Genomic DNA, 17,843 nt, shown 5'->3' with positions numbered 1-17,843 from the left:
GCCCCGCGTGCCTTTGTTCCGTGCCGGGGCCCCCGCCCCTTTTCTGGCGGTTTACTCTGTAATCAGCTTGGCCTCATGCTTTTTCAGCGACCGGCGGGCCGATGCATACCCTTCGATACCGGCCGTGGTGGCCAGTTCCGGGAAAAGTTCCAGAATTTCCTGACGCTGTTCCTTGCCGATGCCGGCCAATGACATGTCGCCGGGCTGGAAACTTTCGGTCCATGCGCCGTCGGACAGGATCACCTCATGTTGGTCAAACATCACGTGGATATAGGTTGTCTGGGACACCTCCACGATGTCCACGCCCTCCAGATCGGTCAGATGTTTGGCCGCGACCAAAACCTCGCGCTCTTCAAAATAAAGCGCGGTCTTGTCATTGGCCACCAGCACCCGGTGGTTGGGCGAAACCATCATATCACGTTCCGGCAGATCGTTACCAAGTGCACCCTGACGGATCAGCACTGGTTTGAGATGCGGCGCTTTTTCCAGCTCGGCCCCGGACATATCGCGCGCGCCAACCCAGCGGATTTCCTGAATGCCGTTGTCCCGGGTGATGACACGTTCACCAACTTTGAGCTCTTGTACCAGACGTTCGCCTTTTGGTGTGGCGATCTTGGTGCCCGGCGTGAAACAGGGGATGACATTTTCGATCTCTTCGAACACCAACTGACCCGCGTCTGCCCCATCTGCGTCGAAGTAATTGACCACCCCGTCTTCACGGTCATCAGAGGTATAGATAACCTCAAGCCCTCCCCCCTCCGGGGCAGAGCCGCGCAGGTCCAGCGTGTCAAGATCAACCGGGCCGGAACCACCGTCGATCTCATCACCGGCGCCCACGGCGGCAAAGACATCCTGACCAGCACCCCCTGTCATGGTGTCCTCACCCGCGCCGCCGCGCAGGGTATCATCCCCAAGCCCGCCTTGCAGATCATCATCACCTTCGCCGCCGTCCAGCAGGTCATCATCCCCGCCGCCGTCCAGCACGTCGTCACCGGCACCACCCAGCAGGATATCGTCATTGCGGTTGCCCCGCAGCGTGTCATCACCGATGCCGCCCTCAAGCGTGTCTTCGCCGGTGCCCCCTTCGATGGTGTCGTCGCCCTGCCCGCCAAGCAATGAATCGTCGCCCGAGCCGCCGCTGATGGTGTCATCGTCAATCTGGCCGTCAATGGTGTCGTTACCAGAGCCACCGACAAGGCTGTCGGCATCATCCGCGCCAAAGACCAGATCATCCCCCGCACCGCCCTGAACAACATCACGGCCATTGTCGGGATTGCGATCCGGCGAGAAAGGCGCGCCTGCGGTTACGTCATCCGGGATATCCAGCAGATCACCGATGCCATCGGGGTCATTGCCCGCATAGATGGTATCATCCCCCGCCCCGCCAAAGATGGTGTCACTGCCTTCACCACCAACAATGCGGTCATCATCTTCGTCACCGTCGATGAAATCATCATCAATCCCGGCATCAATCACATCTGCCCCGGTTCCACCGATGATGGTGTCACGGTCGTCTCCGGTTGTGATGGTGTCATTGCCCGCACCGCCGATAACGGAGTCGCGGTCGTTCTCAGTGTCATCATCGCCTTCAAAGCCCAGACTGTCAGTTGGCGCGTCGGGATAGCCTCGGTCGGGGGCCAGATCGGGACCGGAGGTGTTGATCACATCGTCCCCTGCACCGCCATCCACCGTGTCATTGCCATCTTCACCAAGGATACTGTCATCACCTTCACCGCCGGTGATATTGTCATCCCCCAGACCGGCCATAACCGTATCATCGCCGTCACCGGCACGGATGATATCGTCGTTCGGTGCCTGACCGGGAATGATCGCATCCTCACTATCAACACGATCGCCGTCAGGATCGCCCAGATATTCGCTATCAATCACGTCGGCACCGATGGTGCCAGCAACAATGCCATCGCGCGTGTCTGGTGCGGCCACATTGACCACCAGCGTGCCGACATCGCTCAGCCCCTCCGGATCACCTTCAGGGCGGTCAGAAATGGTATAGGTAATTTCAGCCGGCCCGGTAAACCCTTCGGTCGGGGTAAAGCTGAGCATGCCTTCGGGTGTGATCAGCACGGTACCATCAGGGCTGGTTGCCGAGACAAGGCGCAGCGGATCACCGTCAACATCCGTGTCATTGGCAAGCACGTCGATATCTTCAATAGGGGTGTTATAGGGCGTGCCCATAACGTCATCACCCGCCACCGGCGCGTCATTTACTGGGGCCACTGTGACAATGGCCTCAGCATCATCGGAGGCCCCATCGGGATCGGTCAGCGTATAGGTGATGGTGGCATCGCCGTTAAAATCAGCAGCTGGTGTAAAAGTGACCGTGCCGTCGCCATTGTCCACCACAGTGCCCTCTGCCGGATCAACCAGCAGGTCGCTAAGGGTCAGTTCATCCAGGGTATTGTCAGGGTCGGTATCATTGCCCCGCAGATCGACGATCACCGCAGTATCTTCATCGGTGGCGGCGGTGTCATCATTTGCCACCGGCGGGGCGAGCACCTCGGGGGTGACATCAACCACATGAACCGCGCTATCCTCGCCGCCATTGCCGTCAGAAATGGCATAGCTGATGGTGGCCGGACCAGTGAAGGCCGCAGCGGGGGTGAAAGTCACCGTCCCATCGCCATTGTTGAGCAGACTGCCCTGTTCTGGCGGCACAGTGGCGGCCGTCACGGACAGTGTGTCGCCATCCACATCGCTGTCATTTTCCAGCAGATCTACCGTGATCGGCGTTTCTTCCGGTGTTGTATCCGTGTCATCCGCAGCGACCGGATCATCGTTCACCGGGGTCACATCAACCGCGACGCTGCCTTCGGCGCTGTTTCCTTCAGGGTCTTCGACCAGGTAGGAGATTGTACATGGGCCGCTGAAATCCGGCGCCGGGGTGAAGAGCAGTTCATTCTCGACAATCTCGACCGTGCCCTGCTCTGCCGGTACGGTGGCCTCGGTGAGGGTCAGCGGGTCATCTTGCGGATCGGTATCATTGTCCAGAACGTCGATGGTAATTGCCGTGTCTTCCGGCGTTTCGGCGGTGTCGGGATTGGCCACAGGTGCCACATCCGAGGTGCTGACAGTGACCGTATGCTGCGCGCTGTCCACCAGCCCCTCTGCATCGGCGATGGTATAGCTGATCGTTGCATCACCTATAAAACCGGTGGCAGGGGTGAAATCAAACGTACCATCACCATTGGCGAACAGTATCCCTTGGGTGGCCGGCACCGTCGCCTCTGTCACCGTTAATGCATCGCCATCCACATCGCTGTCATTGGCCAGCAGATCAACCGTCACCGTTGTATCCAAATCGGTGGTATCGGTATCATCAACGGCCACGGGTGCGTCATTAACCGGGTTCACCTGCACTGTGGCCTCGCCCGTATCCGAATTCCCGTCCGGATCCGTCACCGTGTAGGTAAAGCTGGTCTCGCCGTTGAAATTCGGGTTTGGCAGGAAGGACGCCGTGCCGTCCCCCAGGTCGCTTACCGTGCCATCAGCGCTCACAAAATCACCAATCACCAGATCCTCGCGCGGATCATCAGGGTCCGTGTCATTGCCGCGCAGATCAATGATCACTGCGCTGTCCTCATCGGTTTCGCCGCTATCATCAATCGCCGTCGGCCCATCATCCATTGGCAGTTTGTCGTCAAACACCAGATTATCCACCGCCCCGGACCCTTCAAAACGGACCTCCAAGCGGGACACGCCATCTACCGACAAACCAACGGTGTGTTCGCCACCATCCTCGGTTGGCTGCACGAAATGTTCCTCAATCACCACCTCTTCCGCATCGTAAAAGATCATGGATGTGCCCTCACCCTCGGTCTCTTCGATATCCTTGAAAGTCAGTTCTTTGATCAGCGAGGGAGACTCAAAGTCGAAAAAGATGCTGCCCCCGGCGTCATTATCGTCGGGATCGCTGCTGTCGCCATCTTCCGAAATGATCAACACCCCGTCCAGCGTATCGGAAGCCAGATCCGTGTCATCCCCGGTGGGGTTGTTGGTGTCGAATGTCATCGCCTGACCTGACCCGCCAACCGCAGAAACCAACACCCCATCCGTTGCCTGATATTCGTCATCAATAACGGTGCCGGCAGCAAATGCATTGAAATCAAGTTTACGGATCATTGGGTAGTCTCCTGGACGTTGATGCGCATGCCAAGCAGCGCGGCCATTCTGGAAGGTGCTTCGGGACGTGGGTGTGCAAGGAAGGCGCTAGAAAACCGCGGCGCATTAACGGCCAGTAAGGACGGTCTTGATGCAGGCTTCATCACTTTACTCCACTCAAACTTGTGCCCTGTGAGGTATGACCCGCAAGCAGGTGCGGCACAGATTATCATTCCAAACGCATGGGACAGTCCCAACGAATGACGCACCAAAAAGCCGGGGAGAGCTGCATCGGGCAGCGCGCGACGGAACAGCAGTTGTCCGGCAGCGACATGCAGACGGTCGCGCTGGGCACGGCGTTGGCACGTCTCCCGCATCAGCATGGATGCGCGAATATGTGGCCGCCCGCGACCAATAGAAAAAGCCCCCCAGTTGGGCAAAAACATATTTATCCCTGCAAAATGGTCCAACAAAGGGAAAAATGTCGGGAAATTGTCAGAAATGACGGAACAGCCGTAGGTGCGGGGCGATACTCCCCCGGTTGATGAGGGCCATACACCAAACAATTGTTTCCACCTGGAATTCGTCGCAAAAGAACAAACCTCATGTAAATAGGTTAATCAGTTGCTCTACAGTGGAAAGGAAATCATTAAGATGTGGTTAACTGTTCCGCCACGGGAAACAATTTTAGAAAAGGTGAGCCGTCAAACCTCTTGCCTTATTCCCGCCATGAGTGAATCACCACTGTCGCCAACTTGGAACCAATCCGCGCAAAAACACAGGACTGATGCCGCAAACCGGCACCTTCACCAAATTCGTCACGAATCACTTTGCGACAAGATCCGCCTTGGTCAGGGGCTTGGCGCGATGCGGAACGGCGGCATCGTCGCGCGCGTCCTCCGCCCCGTACCCTGACCGCGCAGGCCCTGGGGGACAACCCGCACAAAGCAATCACCACTCTGGTCCGCGTCAAAACTGCGTTTCGCGAGTCCAGACTGCGACAAGAGAGAATTTTGGCGGCTGGCGTATAAACCAGTTGGTACCCGTGGCCGGACTTGAACCGGCACGCATTGCTGCATCAGATTTTGAATCTGACGTGTCTACCATTCCACCACACGGGCACTGTTCGGACCTGCTACAAAGCGTTGCGCGATTCGACAAGGGCTATCGTAGATCGGGGGCTGTTAAGTCGGGCGCAGGGTGTGTTGACCTGCTGGCCCTCAGCAGCCCAGTGCAGCCTGCCCACGTGCAAGATCTTCCTTATCGGCGTAAACGGCGCTGGGTACACGGGGTTGTTGATGGCTTCGGATGATCGCGGATTTATTGGCAAAACATCGACAATTCACCGCATCAGGCTGCTTTTGGCAAAAGGCCAGTTCCGCGCTGACCGCGGCCTTGAACTCTGCCTCGTTCAGTCCTGATTTTCCGCTATTGCCTCCAGAGGTCAGGGGCGGCACCTGAAACACGGCAATGACCACGGCCGCGCCGCCAAACAGCATGAATAACAGAATGCGCAGATTATACGGCATATGTGCCCCCTCTGATGAGGTCAGGCTTTAGCAGATAATCGTTAAGGCAGGATTGAACCGTGCAGCCCCGGGAGTTTTCAGCCCGCAAGTCGCATCAGCGGCGTATCCTGGCGCAATCCGGTCACCCTGCCCGGCCCAAGCACGGCCTGCTCTTGACCCCGTCCATCCGGTATGGTGTTGCAGGTCAACCAAAAAGAGCAATGCAAATGTTAAAACGCCTTTACGACTGGACCCTTGGCCTTGCCCAACACCCCCATGCCCTCTGGGCGCTGGCGATTGTGGCTTTTGCGGAAAGTTCGTTTTTCCCGATCCCGCCGGATATCATCATGATTCCGATGATCATCGCCCGACCCAACCGCGCCTTTGTGATTGCCGGTGTGGCGCTGGTTGCATCGGTGCTGGGCGGGTTGCTGGGCTATGCCATCGGGGCCTTTGCCTATGAAACCATCGGTCAGCCCATGCTGGCTTCGCTGGGCAAGGCCGAGGCGATGGAGGCCTTTGCCGAACGGTTCAATGGTGTGGGTTTCTGGGCGGTGCTGGCGGCAGGGGTCACCCCCTTTCCCTATAAGGTCATCACGATCATGTCCGGCTGGACCGCGATGCCCTTGGGGACGTTTATCGTCACCTCGATCCTTGCGCGGGGCTTGCGGTTCTTTATCGTCGCGCTGCTCCTGTGGAAATTTGGTGCCCCGATCCGTGACTTCATTGAAAAACGTCTGGGCCTGATGTTCACCCTGTTTGTTATCCTGCTGGTGGCAGGATTTGCTGTGGTAAAGCTGATATGACACGTAAGACGCTGATTTTAATCGCCACCTTCGGTTCCGCTGCGCTGTTGCTGGGGGCCTTCGGGTTCCAGCACATCGGCGGTCTGGCCCCGTGCAAAATGTGCCTGTGGCAACGCTGGCCCCATGCTGCGGCAATCCTGATCGGTGTTGCGGCCCTGATGGGCGGGCCGCGTTTGCTGGCATGGCTGGGGGCCCTGGCCACAGCGATCACTGGCGCAATCGGGGCGTATCATGCAGGTGTCGAATGGGGCTGGTGGCCCGGTCCGACCTCTTGCAGCGGCGGCGGTGCCGACCTTGGCGCGATGGATGGCGGCGCGCTATTGTCGCTGGACACACCCACCGGCGTTGTCATGTGCGACGAAATTGTCTGGCAGCTGTTTGGCTTGTCGATGGCCGGCTGGAACGCCGTCTTTGCCTTTGCGCTGACCGCTGTTTGGATCATGGCAGCACGGCGCGCCTAACCCGCCTTTCGGGTTTTGAGCAGCAGGTTGGTTTCGCTGGCAACAATCCCGTCCAGCCGCCTGATCCGTGTCAGCACCGCATCAAAGGCTTCCAGCGTGGCGGTGCCGATTTCGACAATCACATCCCAGCGTCCGTTGGTTGAATGCACCGCCCGCACCTCGGCAAAACCTGCCAGCTGGCGGGTGATCCGTTCCGTGCCGCGCCCCTCGATCCCGATCATCATCAATCCGCGCACCGGATCGCGCATCACATCTGCCCGGGTCAGCACCGTGAAACCAACAATCTCGCCCCGTTCCTGCAGCCGTGCAATCCGCGCCCGCAGCGTCGTGCGCGAGGTATCAAGCGCATGTGCCAGATCCGACAGCGGCATCCGTGCGTCGTGACGCAGGGCAGCGATAATGCGATTGTCCAAATCGTCCATTATTCACTCCATTATGACCAATATCAAACCAATACGGCCACTTCTACTGCTTGTCGATGACCGATATCGCCAGATAAGTCAGGGAAACGCCACTTAAAGGAGCCGTCCCATGTCCCAGTCCCCTTGTATTCTGATCGGTTGTCCACTGGACAGTGGCAAGCGCCGCCAAGGCTGTTTAATGGGCCCTGACGCCTATCGCACTGCCGGTCTGGCGCAGGCGCTGCGCGATCTGGGTCATCCGGTTGAAGACCGTGGCAATGTCCGCCCTGCCCCTTTCACCGCCAAGGATCACCCCAAAATCGTCGCACTGGAAGAAACCATCGCCTGGACCACTGCCCTTGCCGATGCCTCCGAAACGGCGATGCCGGATGGTGTGCCGATCTTCATGGGGGGCGATCATGCATTGTCTCTGGGCACCGTTCTGGGTGCCGCGCGCCATGCCAAAACCGTTGATCGCCCATTGTTCGTGCTGTGGCTGGATGCACATACGGATTTCCACACACCACAAACGACGGACAGCGGCAACCTGCATGGCACGCCATTGGGCTATGTTACGGGCCGCGACGGGTTTGACGGCTTTCCAATTGTCGACACCCCCGTCCCGCAGGAAAACATCGCCATCATCGGCCTACGCTCTGTTGATGCGGCGGAACGCGCGGCGTTGCAGGACACGGATGTCACCTATGTTGACATGCGCGAGATTGACGAGACCGGTATTGCGAAACCGCTTTCCGCTTTTCTTGCCAAGGTCGCAGCCGCCAATGGCCTGTTGCATGTCTCCCTCGATGTGGATTTCCTTGACCCATCGGTTGCACCCGCAGTCGGCACCACGGTTCCCGGCGGTGCCACCGTCCGTGAAGGCCATCTGGTGATGGAGATGCTGCACGATTCAGGCTTGATGACTTCGCTTGATCTGGTTGAGCTGAACCCGTTTCTGGACGAGCGCGGCCGTACCGCAACCCTGATGGTCGACCTGACCGCATCGGCCTTTGGCCGCCGCGTCTTCGACCGCCCGACCCGCGCATATTAAAGGATACTGCCATGACAAACCTGAAACCTTCGTCCAAGGCGCTGGTGCCTTTTGTTTCTGTCGATCACATGATGAAACTGGTGCATCACGTTGGCATCGAAGAGATGTTGCGCGGCATTGCTGACTATATCGAGACCGATTTCAAACGTTGGGAGCTGTTTGACAAAACCCCGCGCGTGGCCAGCCATTCCGAAAGTGGCGTGATTGAACTGATGCCCACCTCAGATGGTGATGTATACGGGTTCAAATATGTGAACGGCCATCCGTCCAACACAGCGGACGGTTTACAGACGGTCACCGCCTTTGGTTTGCTGGCGGATGTGGCGTCAGGATACCCTGTGTTGCTCAGCGAGATGACCCTGCTGACCGCCCTGCGTACGGCGGCGACCTCTGCACTGGTCGCGCGGGTGCTGGCCCCGGAAAACGCCAAGGTCATGGCGATGATCGGCAATGGCACACAATCAGAATTCCAAAGCCTTGCGATGAAAACCATTGTTGGCATCGAAGAGGTGCGGCTCTATGATATCGACCCGGCGGCCACTGCCAAATGCGCTGAAAACCTTGCCGGGATGGGCCTGCGGGTGACCTCTTGCAAAACGGCAGAAGAGTCGATGGAAGGTGCGCAGATCATCACAACCTGCACCGCTGACAAGCAATATGCCACCATTCTGACTGACAACATGGTTGGCGCAGGGGTGCATATCAACGCCATTGGCGGCGATTGCCCCGGCAAGACGGAACTGGCCCCTGCCATTCTGAACCGCGCTGAAATCTTTGTGGAATATCCCGAACAAACCCGAATTGAGGGTGAGATTCAGCAGATGGAATCCGATCATCCGGTCACCGAATTCTGGGAGGTGCTGACCGGTGCTGCCAAAGGGCGGACCGATGACAAACAGATCACCCTGTTTGACAGTGTCGGCTTTGCGATCGAGGATTTCTCAGCGCTGCGTTACGTACGCGACCAGATTGCTGATACCGGGTTGTTCCACCCGCTGGACCTGCTGGCTGATCCTGATGATCCGCGCGACCTGTTCGGCATGTTGCAGCGGGCGAAACCCTAGCCTTTTGGGGGGCGTGTGACGTCATGGCCATAGAGCCAGTTGAACGCCCCCAGCATTTGTGACGGCGCAAGACGGCTGACCAGCTTCAGGCCAAGATGCGCCAAGCTGCGCATGGGGCCGGGGCGCAGATGGTAGCGGTGCGCATTTTTCGCGGCCGCTGCGATCACCCGTCTAACCCGCGCTTCGCGGCGCTGTTGATAGCCGGCCAGCCAATCGCCCGGCCCGCTGGTCACCGCATCCGCTAAGATCCAAGCATCTTCTAGCGCCATATTCGCCCCCTGCGCCAGAAACGGCAGGGTCGGATGGGCCGCATCCCCCAGCAATGCCACACCTTCACGTTGCCAGATTGACGCCACCGGATGCAGGTGCAGCCCCCAGAGCGTCACATCGGTAACCGCATTGATCATCTGCGCCGCATCGCCGCCGAAACCGGCGAAGGCGTCTTTCATATTGGAAGGATCATCAGTGTGATTCCAACCTTCGGCGGCCCAGCCTTCGCGTTCTTCCACGGCAACCAGATTGATCAACCGCCCCCCCCGCAAGGGATAGGTGACCAGATGGCGCGCGGCCCCCATATGCACCTGAGCCTCTGCCGGATGGTTGATGCTGTTGGGCACCAATGCCCGCCAGGCAACCTGACCGGAAAACGCCGCCTCGTCCGGGCCGTTCAACGCAGGCCGTGCCACGGAATGAATGCCGTCCGCAGCTACCACCAGTTCAGCCCGGCGTGTGCTGCCATCGACCATCTGCACCTGCGGCACCTTGCCGGGGCGGATGCTGGCAACCTGCGCGCCCATTTCGAATGTCACATTGGCGCGTTTCGCAGCCCCTGCCAGAAGGTCAATCAAATCAGCGCGATGCACAAAGAAGTAACGTTGCGTCTTCGGCAGTCGGTCCAGTGGCAAACGGGCCACCTCTGCGCCTTTTGCAAAATCGCGCAGCACTACGGCCTGCCCCTGCACCGCCTCTTTGCCGCGCAACCCTGCTTCCAGCCCAAGGGCCCGCAACACCGCAAGACCATTCGGGCTGACCTGCAAACCGGCACCGACCTCGCGCAGGGCGTCGGCCTGTTCCAACACCGTCACCGCCACGCCGCGACGTGCCAATGCCGCTGCGGCTGCAAGCCCGCCAATCCCGCCGCCTACAACAATTGCATTGGAAATATTCATTGCTGCCCCTCAATACAGAAACGCCGGAGGCGATGCCCCGGCGTTTTCCTGTTCAACACAACTATCTTTGACCCCACCCGCATGTAAATAACACCGGGCTAGCGATCAGTCATCGCGATGTACTTTTTCACGCCGCTCGTGTTTTTCCTGCGCTTCAAGGCTCATCGTCGCAATCGGACGGGCGTCCAGCCGCTTGAGTGAAATCGGATCACCCGTCACCGAGCAATAACCAAATTCACCCTCATCAATGCGGCGCAATGCGGCGTCGATTTTGGAGACCAGCTTACGGGCACGGTCGCGGGTGCGCAATTCCAACGCCCGATCGGTTTCTTCCGAAGAACGGTCAATGACATCAGGAATATTGCGTGTGCCATCCTGTAGGGATTCAATCGTATCCCGGCTGCCCTCCATCAATTCCGTTTTCCAATTCAATAGCTTGCGTCGGAAATACTCAAGCTGACGGTCGTTCATGAAAGGTTCATCTTCGGCCGGTGAATAATTATCAGGCAGGAAAACTTCCTGTTTCATATCATACCCCTCAACTGTTTTCGTTTCTGGCATACGAGACCCCTCTCCCTGAGGTCGCCCCCCAATGACGCTGCGTCTATCTTAGCCACTTTGAATTGTCACTACACAATCCCTTTGATTTTTGGTTAAAGGCGCTTGTCCTGCTCCATAATCAGAAGGTTGAAAAGTAAGATGAAATTCCAAGGCACCGCTGATTATGTCGCAACCGACGATCTGACCATTGCTGTGAATGCCGCTGTGACGCTGGAACGTCCGCTGCTGGTCAAGGGGGAACCGGGCACCGGCAAGACTGAACTGGCCAAGCAGGTTTCCGCAGCGCTGGGACTGCGGATGATCGAATGGAACATCAAATCCACCACACGGGCGCAGCAGGGTCTTTACGAATATGACGCGGTCAGCCGATTGCGCGACAGCCAGCTGGGCGAAGAACGGGTGCATGATGTCGCCAACTACATCCGCAAGGGCAAGCTCTGGGAGGCTTTTGAAGCGGATGAAAAGGTTGTGTTGCTGATCGACGAGATTGACAAAGCGGATATTGAATTCCCCAACGACCTGCTGCAAGAGCTTGATAAGATGGAATTCTTTGTCTATGAGACCGGCGAGATGGTGAAAGCCGCAAACCGTCCGATTGTCATTATCACCTCGAACAATGAAAAAGAATTGCCTGACGCCTTTCTGCGCCGCTGCTTTTTCCACTACATTCAATTCCCCGACATGGAGACCCTGAAAAAGATCGTCGAGGTGCATCACCCCGACATCAAGGAAAGCCTTTTGACCACCGCGCTGACCCAGTTTTACGAGATCCGCGACCAGCAAGGGCTGAAGAAAAAGCCCTCAACCTCAGAGGTGCTGGACTGGCTGAAGCTGTTGCTGGCCGAAGATATGGATGCTGCTGACCTGAAAAAGGACGGTACCTCTGCGCTGCCAAAGCTACATGGGGCCTTGTTGAAAAACGAACAGGATGTGCATTTGTTTGAACGTCTGGCCTTTATGGCCCGTGGCGGACGCTAAGCAGATAATATCAACAGTTAATCGCGAACTTGCAGCAAAGCGCCGCAACCTGTGCGCACTTTGCAACGTTTCGCCTGCTGGCTGGCAGGAAATTCACTAGGAAGTCCCTGTAACCCCTTCTAATTGTGTCATTTGTTTGGCCAGCTCTATATTCCCCGTTGTAACCGAATACCCCCTGCCCCAATTCGCCTTATTTGCCCCAAATTTGCCTTAATTGCTCCCTACTAAGGACCGGATGGAAGGCGATAAGACCTGAAATCCAAACGTCCAAAAAGGACAGGCAGGCAGTTATGATGATCAGTTCAGCACCTTACGTGCGCTCCTCTGGTGTGCGTGTGGCACGTCGTTTTCCGAATGAAACCCCAATGAACAATGGGTTTTGTCCATGAGAGCGCGCACAGTCCTGCCACTGGTCATGCTGTTGAACGCCTGTGTGCCCGCCTCGCAACATGACGTCGCGACACGTGCAAATTTCGCCGACAGCTCCCTGCCCCCGATGAAAAGTTTCGCCACCAGCGTTCCCCTTGCGCCGGTGCGTTCAAACAATGATCTGGCGCTGGATTTCATCGAACTATCGTTCCAGATGGAAAGCGGTCGCAAGCTGCCGGTGCTTACCCGGTTCGAAACGCCGATCACTGTGCGTGTCACCGGCAACGCTACAGCTACCCTTGGTCCCGATCTGAAACGTCTGATCTCGCGGCTGCGCAATGAGGCGCGGATTGACATCAGCCAGACCAACGCCGCAGATGCCAATATCACCATTCAGGCGGTGAGCGGTGCGGAAATTCGTTCGGTTTTGCCTCAGGCCGCCTGTTTTGTAGCACCCAATGTTTCTTCGCTGGCCGAATACAGCAAGGCCCGCCGCAAGCCGCAGACCAATTGGACCCTGCTGCAAAAACGCGAACGCCTGTCGATTTTCCTGCCAAATGACTCCAGCCCGCAAGAAGTACGCGATTGCCTACATGAAGAACTGGCACAGGCGCTTGGTCCGTTGAACGACCTGTACCGCTTGCCGGACAGCGTGTTCAACGACGACAATGTGCATACGGTGCTGACCGGTTTCGATATGCTGATTCTGCGGACCTATTACGATCCCGCGTTGCGCTCTGGCATGAGCCGTGGACAGGTTGCCGCCGCCCTGCCCGGCATTCTGGCCCGCACCAATCCGCGCGGTGTGCATAAACCGGCCCGTTACGCCACGCGCACCCCGCGTGAGTGGAGCAAAGCAGTGCAAACCGCACTTGGCCGGTCCATTTCCTTTGAAGGGCGCACCTCCTCGGCGAAGGAGGCGATCCGCATCGCAACCGCCATGGGCTGGCAGGACCACCGCCGCGCCTTTGCCCATTACGCCATGGGCCGTGTGATGCAGACCTCTGATCCCGGACTGGCACATCGCCACTATATCGAGGCAGAGCGCTATTATGCCAACACTCCGGGCACCAGATTGCACCGCGCCTATGTCGCCACGCAGCTTTCAGCCTATGCCATCACCCGCGGTGACGGGGCCGAGGCCCTGCGGATCATTGCACCCCATATCAACACCGCAACAGCCAGCGAAAACGCCGCCTTGCTGTCGACTTTGCTGCTGCTGCGCTCCGAAGCACTGGAACTGGAAAACCGCCACGCCGAAGCGCGCAGCGTCAGACTGGACAGCATCGGCTGGGCGCGATACGGCTTTGGACCAGATTGGGCAGTGCGGGCCAAGCTGCGCGAGATCGCGTCATTGAACCCGCTTAAAGGATAAGCTGCCCACCGGACAAAGTGGGGTCACGAATGATCGTTATCGGTCTAGGAATTATCGGTGTGTTATGGGGCGGGTATACTGCCCGTAAACGCGGTGGGAACCGCAAGGATATGGCGCAATATGCCGCCGGATTCGCCATGGCATTTATGGTTGTCGGTATGGTGCTGACGGTTCTGCTGGACCGGTTTCTGCTGACTGCCTGATGTTTTTACCCTTCTTTGATCAGCTGCGCGCCCATAAGGTGCCGGTCTCCATGCGCGAGTTTCTGGCGTTTCTCGACGGCATGGCCGCTGGCATCGCCACCTATGATGTCGAGGCTTTCTATTACCTCGCCCGTGTTGCAATGGTCAAAGACGAACGCAATATCGACAAGTTCGACAGAGCCTTTGCAGCCGCCTTTAAAGGCTTGGAAAACATCAGCTTGGACGACGTTCTTGAAGCGGTTGAAATCCCCAAGGACTGGCTGGAAAAGATGGCTGAAAAGCATCTTTCACCCGAAGAGAAAGCAGAGATCGAAGCCGCCGGTGGTTTTGACAAGCTGATGGAGACGCTGAAAAAGCGGCTTGAGGAGCAAAAAGGTCGGCATCAGGGTGGCAACAAATGGGTCGGCACCGCGGGCACCTCGCCTTTTGGTGCTTATGGCTATAACCCCGAAGGGGTGCGGATCGGCCAGAATGAATCGCGCCATCAGCGGGCGGTGAAAGTCTGGGACAAACGTGAATTCAAGAACCTGGATGACACAGTTGAACTTGGCACGCGCAACATCAAGGTTGCCCTGAAACGCCTGCGCCGCTGGGCGCGCGATGGGGCCGAAGAAGAGCTGGACCTTGGCGGCACCATCCGCGCCACTGCCGAACATGGTTATCTTGATGTGAAAACCCGCCCCGAGCGGCGCAATGCCGTCAAGGTATTGTTGTTCCTCGATATTGGCGGCTCCATGGATCCGCATGTGAAGGTGGTAGAGGAATTGTTTTCGGCCGCGAAATCCGAATTCAAACATATGGAACACTTCTATTTCCACAATTGCCTTTATGAGGGCGTGTGGAAAGACAACCGCCGCCGCTGGGACCAGCAATTGGAAACCCACGAAATTTTGCGCACCTATGGACCTGATTACAAATGTATTTTCGTAGGTGATGCATCTATGTCTCCATATGAGATTGCCTATCCCGGTGGGGCCAATGAACATTGGAACGCCGAAGCGGGATCAACATGGCTGGCACGCGCAAGGGATCAATGGACCAGCAATCTGTGGATCAACCCGGTGCCCGAGAAATACTGGCCCTACACCCAGTCCATCGCCATGATCCAAGAGATTTTCGGCCCGCAAGCCATGGTGCCGATGACCCTTGAAGGTCTTTCGCGCGGCATCAAAGAGTTAACGCGCTGACCTACCTGCGCCAGTTTCAAACACCCCATCTGGCCGCATCGCTTGCTTGTCGCCGGATCAACCCCATATTAGCCTCATGATCCGTGTCCTTCCCATCTTGCTCGCAGTGGCCTACGGCTTTGCAATGTATCGCTTTTCGGCGTGGCGCACGGCACGGGAACTGGATGCGCGTTCCACCGTGCTGGCCGATCCTGCACTTAAAGACATGAGCGACCGGTTGGCCCGCGCTTTGGATCTGCCACGGATCAATGTCCATATTTATGAAATTGAACCGGTGAACGGGCTGGCGGCACCAGACGGGCGGATCTTTATCACCCGTGGGTTCTACAACAAATTCCGCAAAGGCGAGGTCACAGCGGAAGAGCTGGCCAGCGTGATTGCACATGAGCTGGGCCATGTGGCTCTGGGCCATTCGCGCCGCCGGATGATTGATTTCTCTGGACAAAACGCGTTGCGCACTGCCTTGGCGATGGTGCTGGGGCGGTTCATTCCTTTTGCCGGGATCTGGATCGCTAATATGCTGACAACCTTGCTGGCCGCCCGCCTGTCACGCAGTGATGAATATGAGGCAGACGCCTATGCCGCCGCCCTACTCAGCAAAGCCGGAATCGGCGTCGCTCCGCAGATATCCTTGTTTGAAAAGCTCGAGGCGTTGACCCAATCCAATTCCGGCACCGCCCCTGCATGGTTGCTCAGTCACCCCAAGACGGATGAGCGGATCAGGGCACTGCAAATGCTGCAAAAACGCTGGGACAGCTGAGCTGCGCCCTCAGGATTGACGCGGCGGGGACAGGGCTTTGGCCAATCGGGGCAGCCGTGCTTTTTTGAGCAAGGCACGTAGTTCCCAATGCTTGCCGGACAGGTTGCGGGCCGTGGCCAGCACATCCTCAGCCGCTTGCGCAATCAGCTGCGGGTGGTCCTGCCAAAGCTGGTGCAGATAGCTGTCGGGATCGACGCGGATCAGGTCTTGTTCGGCCAGAAGATCACGGGGAAAATCCTTGGCATTCAAGGTCATGACCATGTCGGCACTGGCATCGACCGCCACGGCCAAAACGTGAATGTCGTCTTCATCCGGCAGCCACAGGCGCTGTGCAACTTGCGGCGCGGCAGGACGTTCGGCGGCGGGCCATCCGGCGCGCAGCATGGCAATTTCGCTTCGCGCCTGCATTTCGCCCATCGGGCCCAGCTTGATCGCCGCGCGGGCCCATTCTTCCAGTATCCTTTCGGACCAGATCGGCTGAAACAGCCCTGCCTTGGCCGCGCCCATCACCACTTCGCGCATTACCGTCGGGTATAAAACGCAAGCGTCGATCAGGATACGCGGTGCCATCAGAGGCGGAAGAACAGCGATTTGAGGTAACCGCTTTCGGCCAGTTGCGGCAGTTGTGGATGGTCCGCCCCGGCAAAGCCGGTGTGCAGCAGGATGCCACGCCGCCCTGCCCGTCCGATACCGCGTACAGAGGCGGTGCGGAACGCCGCCAGATCCGCAGCATGTGAACAGGAACACAGGCCCAGAATACCGTTTTCCGCAACCAGAGGCGCGGCCAGACGGGCAATGCGTTCATAGGCCCGCAGCCCTGCTTCCAGTGCCTTTTTGGATGGGGCAAAGGACGGTGGATCACAGATCACCACATCAAACTCAGCGCCTTCGCTGCGCAGCGCGGCCAGCGTGTCAAAGGCGTCGCCCTGACGCACGGTGAATTTCTCCTGCATCGACATGGCGGCCGCCCCTTGGGTGGCCAGTTCCAGCGCCGGGGCAGAGCCGTCAACGGCCATTGCGCTTTCAGCACCCGCCGCAAGGGCAGCCAATGAAAACCCTCCAACATGGGAAAACACATCCAGCACCCGCAGGCCCCGCGTCATATTTGCCGCAAAGGCGTGGTTAGGGCGTTGATCATAAAACAGGCCGGTTTTCTGGCCGCCGGTCAGATCAGCCATATATGTCGCGCCGTTCATCGGCACCGGCAACGGGCCATCCGGCAGGGTTCCTGCGGTCACCCCGGATATATCATCCAAACCTTCTAGGGTGCGGGTGCGCCCGCCCGCATTTTTCAGCACATTGCCCACGCCGGTCACGGCAACCAGCGCCGCACTGAGCATTTCCATCCTCAGATCGGCCCAGGCAGCATTGGGTTGCACCACGCAGGTATCCCCGAAACGGTCGATGATCACACCGGGCAGACCGTCGGCCTCGGCATGGATCAGGCGATAATAAGGTGCATCAAACAGCTGCGAGCGCAGGGCAAGGGCACGGGCAATCTTGTCCTCAAACCACGCCTGGTCAATCACGGTTTCTGGATCTGCATCCAGCATCCGACCAATGATCTTGGAATTGGGGTTCACCGCGACCAGCCCCAGCGGCTGGCGTTCCGCGTCTTCCAGACGGGCCAGCGTGCCGGGGGCAAGGTTCTTGGTGCGCCGATCCACGACCATTTCATTGGCATAGACCCATGGTGCGCCGAACCGGACGGCACGGGCATTGGCCTTGGGCATCATCCGAACGGTCGGCAAGGCGCTTGTCGCCGTGGCGGTTGCAGGATCATCGTTTGCGGGTGGGGTGTGGGGCGCTGTCATAACGCCCCTTTAGTAGG

17 protein-coding genes and 1 tRNA gene are annotated in these 17,843 nt (G+C 58.1%); 9 read left to right on the top strand and 9 right to left on the bottom strand.

Features of this window, described 5'->3' with window-relative positions; translation table 11 throughout:
- Nucleotides 1-51: 51 nt before the first annotated feature.
- From QQL78_RS06375 to QQL78_RS06360, 4 genes are all read right to left on the bottom strand, one after another.
- Entirely contained in the window at nt 52-4,140 is a 4,089-nt protein-coding gene (locus tag QQL78_RS06375) for a cadherin-like domain-containing protein (RefSeq protein ID WP_284371717.1), read from the bottom strand.
- Nucleotides 4,137-4,685 carry a hypothetical protein gene (locus QQL78_RS06370; RefSeq protein WP_284371715.1) on the bottom strand — a complete coding sequence of 183 codons (549 nt, stop codon included), beginning with the start codon at nt 4,683-4,685 and terminating at the stop codon, nt 4,137-4,139. The genes QQL78_RS06375 and QQL78_RS06370 overlap by 4 nt, the downstream gene beginning before the upstream one ends.
- Before the next feature lie 471 nt (nt 4,686-5,156).
- A tRNA-Leu gene (locus tag QQL78_RS06365) sits at nt 5,157-5,240 on the bottom strand.
- A gap of 99 nt (nt 5,241-5,339) precedes the next feature.
- Entirely contained in the window at nt 5,340-5,648 is a 309-nt protein-coding gene (locus QQL78_RS06360; protein WP_284371713.1) for a hypothetical protein, read from the bottom strand.
- Nucleotides 5,649-5,854: 206 nt separating this feature from the next.
- Between QQL78_RS06360 and QQL78_RS06355 the strand changes: the two genes are divergently transcribed.
- A complete protein-coding gene (locus QQL78_RS06355) occupies nt 5,855-6,433 on the top strand; it encodes a YqaA family protein (protein ID WP_284371711.1) in 579 nt (192 codons plus the stop codon).
- Nucleotides 6,430-6,894 carry a disulfide bond formation protein B gene (locus QQL78_RS06350; RefSeq protein WP_284371709.1) on the top strand — a complete coding sequence of 155 codons (465 nt, stop codon included), beginning with the start codon at nt 6,430-6,432 and terminating at the stop codon, nt 6,892-6,894. Before QQL78_RS06355 ends, QQL78_RS06350 begins: the two co-directional genes overlap by 4 nt.
- Here QQL78_RS06350 and QQL78_RS06345 read toward each other — a convergent pair.
- Nucleotides 6,891-7,316 carry an Lrp/AsnC family transcriptional regulator gene (locus tag QQL78_RS06345; RefSeq protein ID WP_284371708.1) on the bottom strand — a complete coding sequence of 142 codons (426 nt, stop codon included), beginning with the start codon at nt 7,314-7,316 and terminating at the stop codon, nt 6,891-6,893. The genes QQL78_RS06350 and QQL78_RS06345 overlap by 4 nt on opposite strands.
- Nucleotides 7,317-7,425: 109 nt before the next feature.
- On the opposite strand from QQL78_RS06345, the gene rocF reads away from it, so the two are divergent.
- Nucleotides 7,426-8,346, top strand: a complete 921-nt coding sequence (rocF, locus tag QQL78_RS06340) for an arginase (RefSeq protein WP_284371706.1) — start codon at nt 7,426-7,428, stop codon at nt 8,344-8,346.
- 11 nt (nt 8,347-8,357) lie between these two features.
- Entirely contained in the window at nt 8,358-9,410 is a 1,053-nt protein-coding gene (ocd, locus tag QQL78_RS06335) for an ornithine cyclodeaminase (RefSeq protein ID WP_284371703.1), read from the top strand.
- On the opposite strand, the gene QQL78_RS06330 is transcribed toward ocd, so the two are convergent.
- Nucleotides 9,407-10,579 (bottom strand): FAD-dependent monooxygenase, encoded by a 1,173-nt coding sequence (locus QQL78_RS06330; protein WP_284371701.1) that lies wholly within the window; start codon nt 10,577-10,579, stop codon nt 9,407-9,409. The two genes, ocd and QQL78_RS06330, sit on opposite strands and share 4 nt — an antisense overlap.
- 105 nt (nt 10,580-10,684) lie before the next feature.
- Complete coding sequence (gene dksA, locus QQL78_RS06325) at nt 10,685-11,140, bottom strand: RNA polymerase-binding protein DksA (RefSeq protein ID WP_284371700.1); 456 nt, start codon at nt 11,138-11,140, stop codon at nt 10,685-10,687.
- A 138-nt stretch (nt 11,141-11,278) separates the two neighbouring features.
- On the opposite strand from dksA, the gene QQL78_RS06320 reads away from it, so the two are divergent.
- From QQL78_RS06320 to QQL78_RS06300, 5 genes are all read left to right on the top strand, one after another.
- Complete coding sequence (locus QQL78_RS06320; RefSeq protein ID WP_284371698.1) at nt 11,279-12,118, top strand: AAA family ATPase; 840 nt, start codon at nt 11,279-11,281, stop codon at nt 12,116-12,118.
- A gap of 385 nt (nt 12,119-12,503) precedes the next feature.
- Nucleotides 12,504-13,862, top strand: coding sequence for a DUF2927 domain-containing protein (locus QQL78_RS06315; RefSeq protein WP_284371696.1), 1,359 nt, complete (start codon nt 12,504-12,506; stop codon nt 13,860-13,862).
- Nucleotides 13,863-13,891: 29 nt separating this feature from the next.
- Nucleotides 13,892-14,065, top strand: a complete 174-nt coding sequence (locus QQL78_RS06310; RefSeq protein WP_284371694.1) for an apolipoprotein acyltransferase — start codon at nt 13,892-13,894, stop codon at nt 14,063-14,065.
- Nucleotides 14,065-15,252, top strand: coding sequence for a vWA domain-containing protein (locus QQL78_RS06305; RefSeq protein ID WP_284371692.1), 1,188 nt, complete (start codon nt 14,065-14,067; stop codon nt 15,250-15,252). The genes QQL78_RS06310 and QQL78_RS06305 overlap by 1 nt, the downstream gene beginning before the upstream one ends.
- 76 nt (nt 15,253-15,328) lie before the next feature.
- Nucleotides 15,329-16,012, top strand: a complete 684-nt coding sequence (locus QQL78_RS06300; protein ID WP_284371691.1) for a M48 family metalloprotease — start codon at nt 15,329-15,331, stop codon at nt 16,010-16,012.
- 9 nt (nt 16,013-16,021) lie between these two features.
- On the opposite strand, the gene QQL78_RS06295 is transcribed toward QQL78_RS06300, so the two are convergent.
- Nucleotides 16,022-16,582, bottom strand: a complete 561-nt coding sequence (locus tag QQL78_RS06295; RefSeq protein WP_284371689.1) for an RSP_2648 family PIN domain-containing protein — start codon at nt 16,580-16,582, stop codon at nt 16,022-16,024.
- Nucleotides 16,582-17,826 carry an RSP_2647 family RNA methyltransferase gene (locus QQL78_RS06290; protein ID WP_284371687.1) on the bottom strand — a complete coding sequence of 415 codons (1,245 nt, stop codon included), beginning with the start codon at nt 17,824-17,826 and terminating at the stop codon, nt 16,582-16,584. The genes QQL78_RS06295 and QQL78_RS06290 overlap by 1 nt, the downstream gene beginning before the upstream one ends.
- Nucleotides 17,827-17,843 lie beyond the last annotated feature (17 nt).

This window comes from Sulfitobacter pacificus (assembly GCF_030159975.1).
In the GTDB taxonomy this organism is placed as follows: Bacteria; Pseudomonadota; Alphaproteobacteria; order Rhodobacterales; family Rhodobacteraceae; genus Sulfitobacter; species Sulfitobacter pacificus.
This window is presented reverse-complemented; position numbering and strand designations above follow the sequence as displayed.

Bases quoted from the DNA above. Each gene is read 5' to 3' on its own strand.
- QQL78_RS06350 (WP_284371709.1), top strand. From the start codon at position 6,430: ATGACACGTAAGACGCTGATTTTAATCGCCACCTTCGGTTCCGCTGCG.
- QQL78_RS06295 (WP_284371689.1), bottom strand. From the start codon at position 16,582: ATGGCACCGCGTATCCTGATCGACGCTTGCGTTTTATACCCGACGGTA.
- QQL78_RS06310 (WP_284371694.1), top strand. From the start codon at position 13,892: ATGATCGTTATCGGTCTAGGAATTATCGGTGTGTTATGGGGCGGGTAT.
- ocd (WP_284371703.1), top strand. From the start codon at position 8,358: ATGACAAACCTGAAACCTTCGTCCAAGGCGCTGGTGCCTTTTGTTTCT.
- QQL78_RS06330 (WP_284371701.1), bottom strand. From the start codon at position 10,579: ATGAATATTTCCAATGCAATTGTTGTAGGCGGCGGGATTGGCGGGCTT.
- QQL78_RS06375 (WP_284371717.1), bottom strand. From the start codon at position 4,140: ATGATCCGTAAACTTGATTTCAATGCATTTGCTGCCGGCACCGTTATT.
- QQL78_RS06320 (WP_284371698.1), top strand. From the start codon at position 11,279: ATGAAATTCCAAGGCACCGCTGATTATGTCGCAACCGACGATCTGACC.
- QQL78_RS06290 (WP_284371687.1), bottom strand. From the start codon at position 17,826: ATGACAGCGCCCCACACCCCACCCGCAAACGATGATCCTGCAACCGCC.
- QQL78_RS06355 (WP_284371711.1), top strand. From the start codon at position 5,855: ATGTTAAAACGCCTTTACGACTGGACCCTTGGCCTTGCCCAACACCCC.
- QQL78_RS06315 (WP_284371696.1), top strand. From the start codon at position 12,504: ATGAGAGCGCGCACAGTCCTGCCACTGGTCATGCTGTTGAACGCCTGT.
- QQL78_RS06305 (WP_284371692.1), top strand. From the start codon at position 14,065: ATGTTTTTACCCTTCTTTGATCAGCTGCGCGCCCATAAGGTGCCGGTC.
- QQL78_RS06345 (WP_284371708.1), bottom strand. From the start codon at position 7,316: ATGGACGATTTGGACAATCGCATTATCGCTGCCCTGCGTCACGACGCA.
- dksA (WP_284371700.1), bottom strand. From the start codon at position 11,140: ATGCCAGAAACGAAAACAGTTGAGGGGTATGATATGAAACAGGAAGTT.
- QQL78_RS06300 (WP_284371691.1), top strand. From the start codon at position 15,329: ATGATCCGTGTCCTTCCCATCTTGCTCGCAGTGGCCTACGGCTTTGCA.
- rocF (WP_284371706.1), top strand. From the start codon at position 7,426: ATGTCCCAGTCCCCTTGTATTCTGATCGGTTGTCCACTGGACAGTGGC.
- QQL78_RS06360 (WP_284371713.1), bottom strand. From the start codon at position 5,648: ATGCCGTATAATCTGCGCATTCTGTTATTCATGCTGTTTGGCGGCGCG.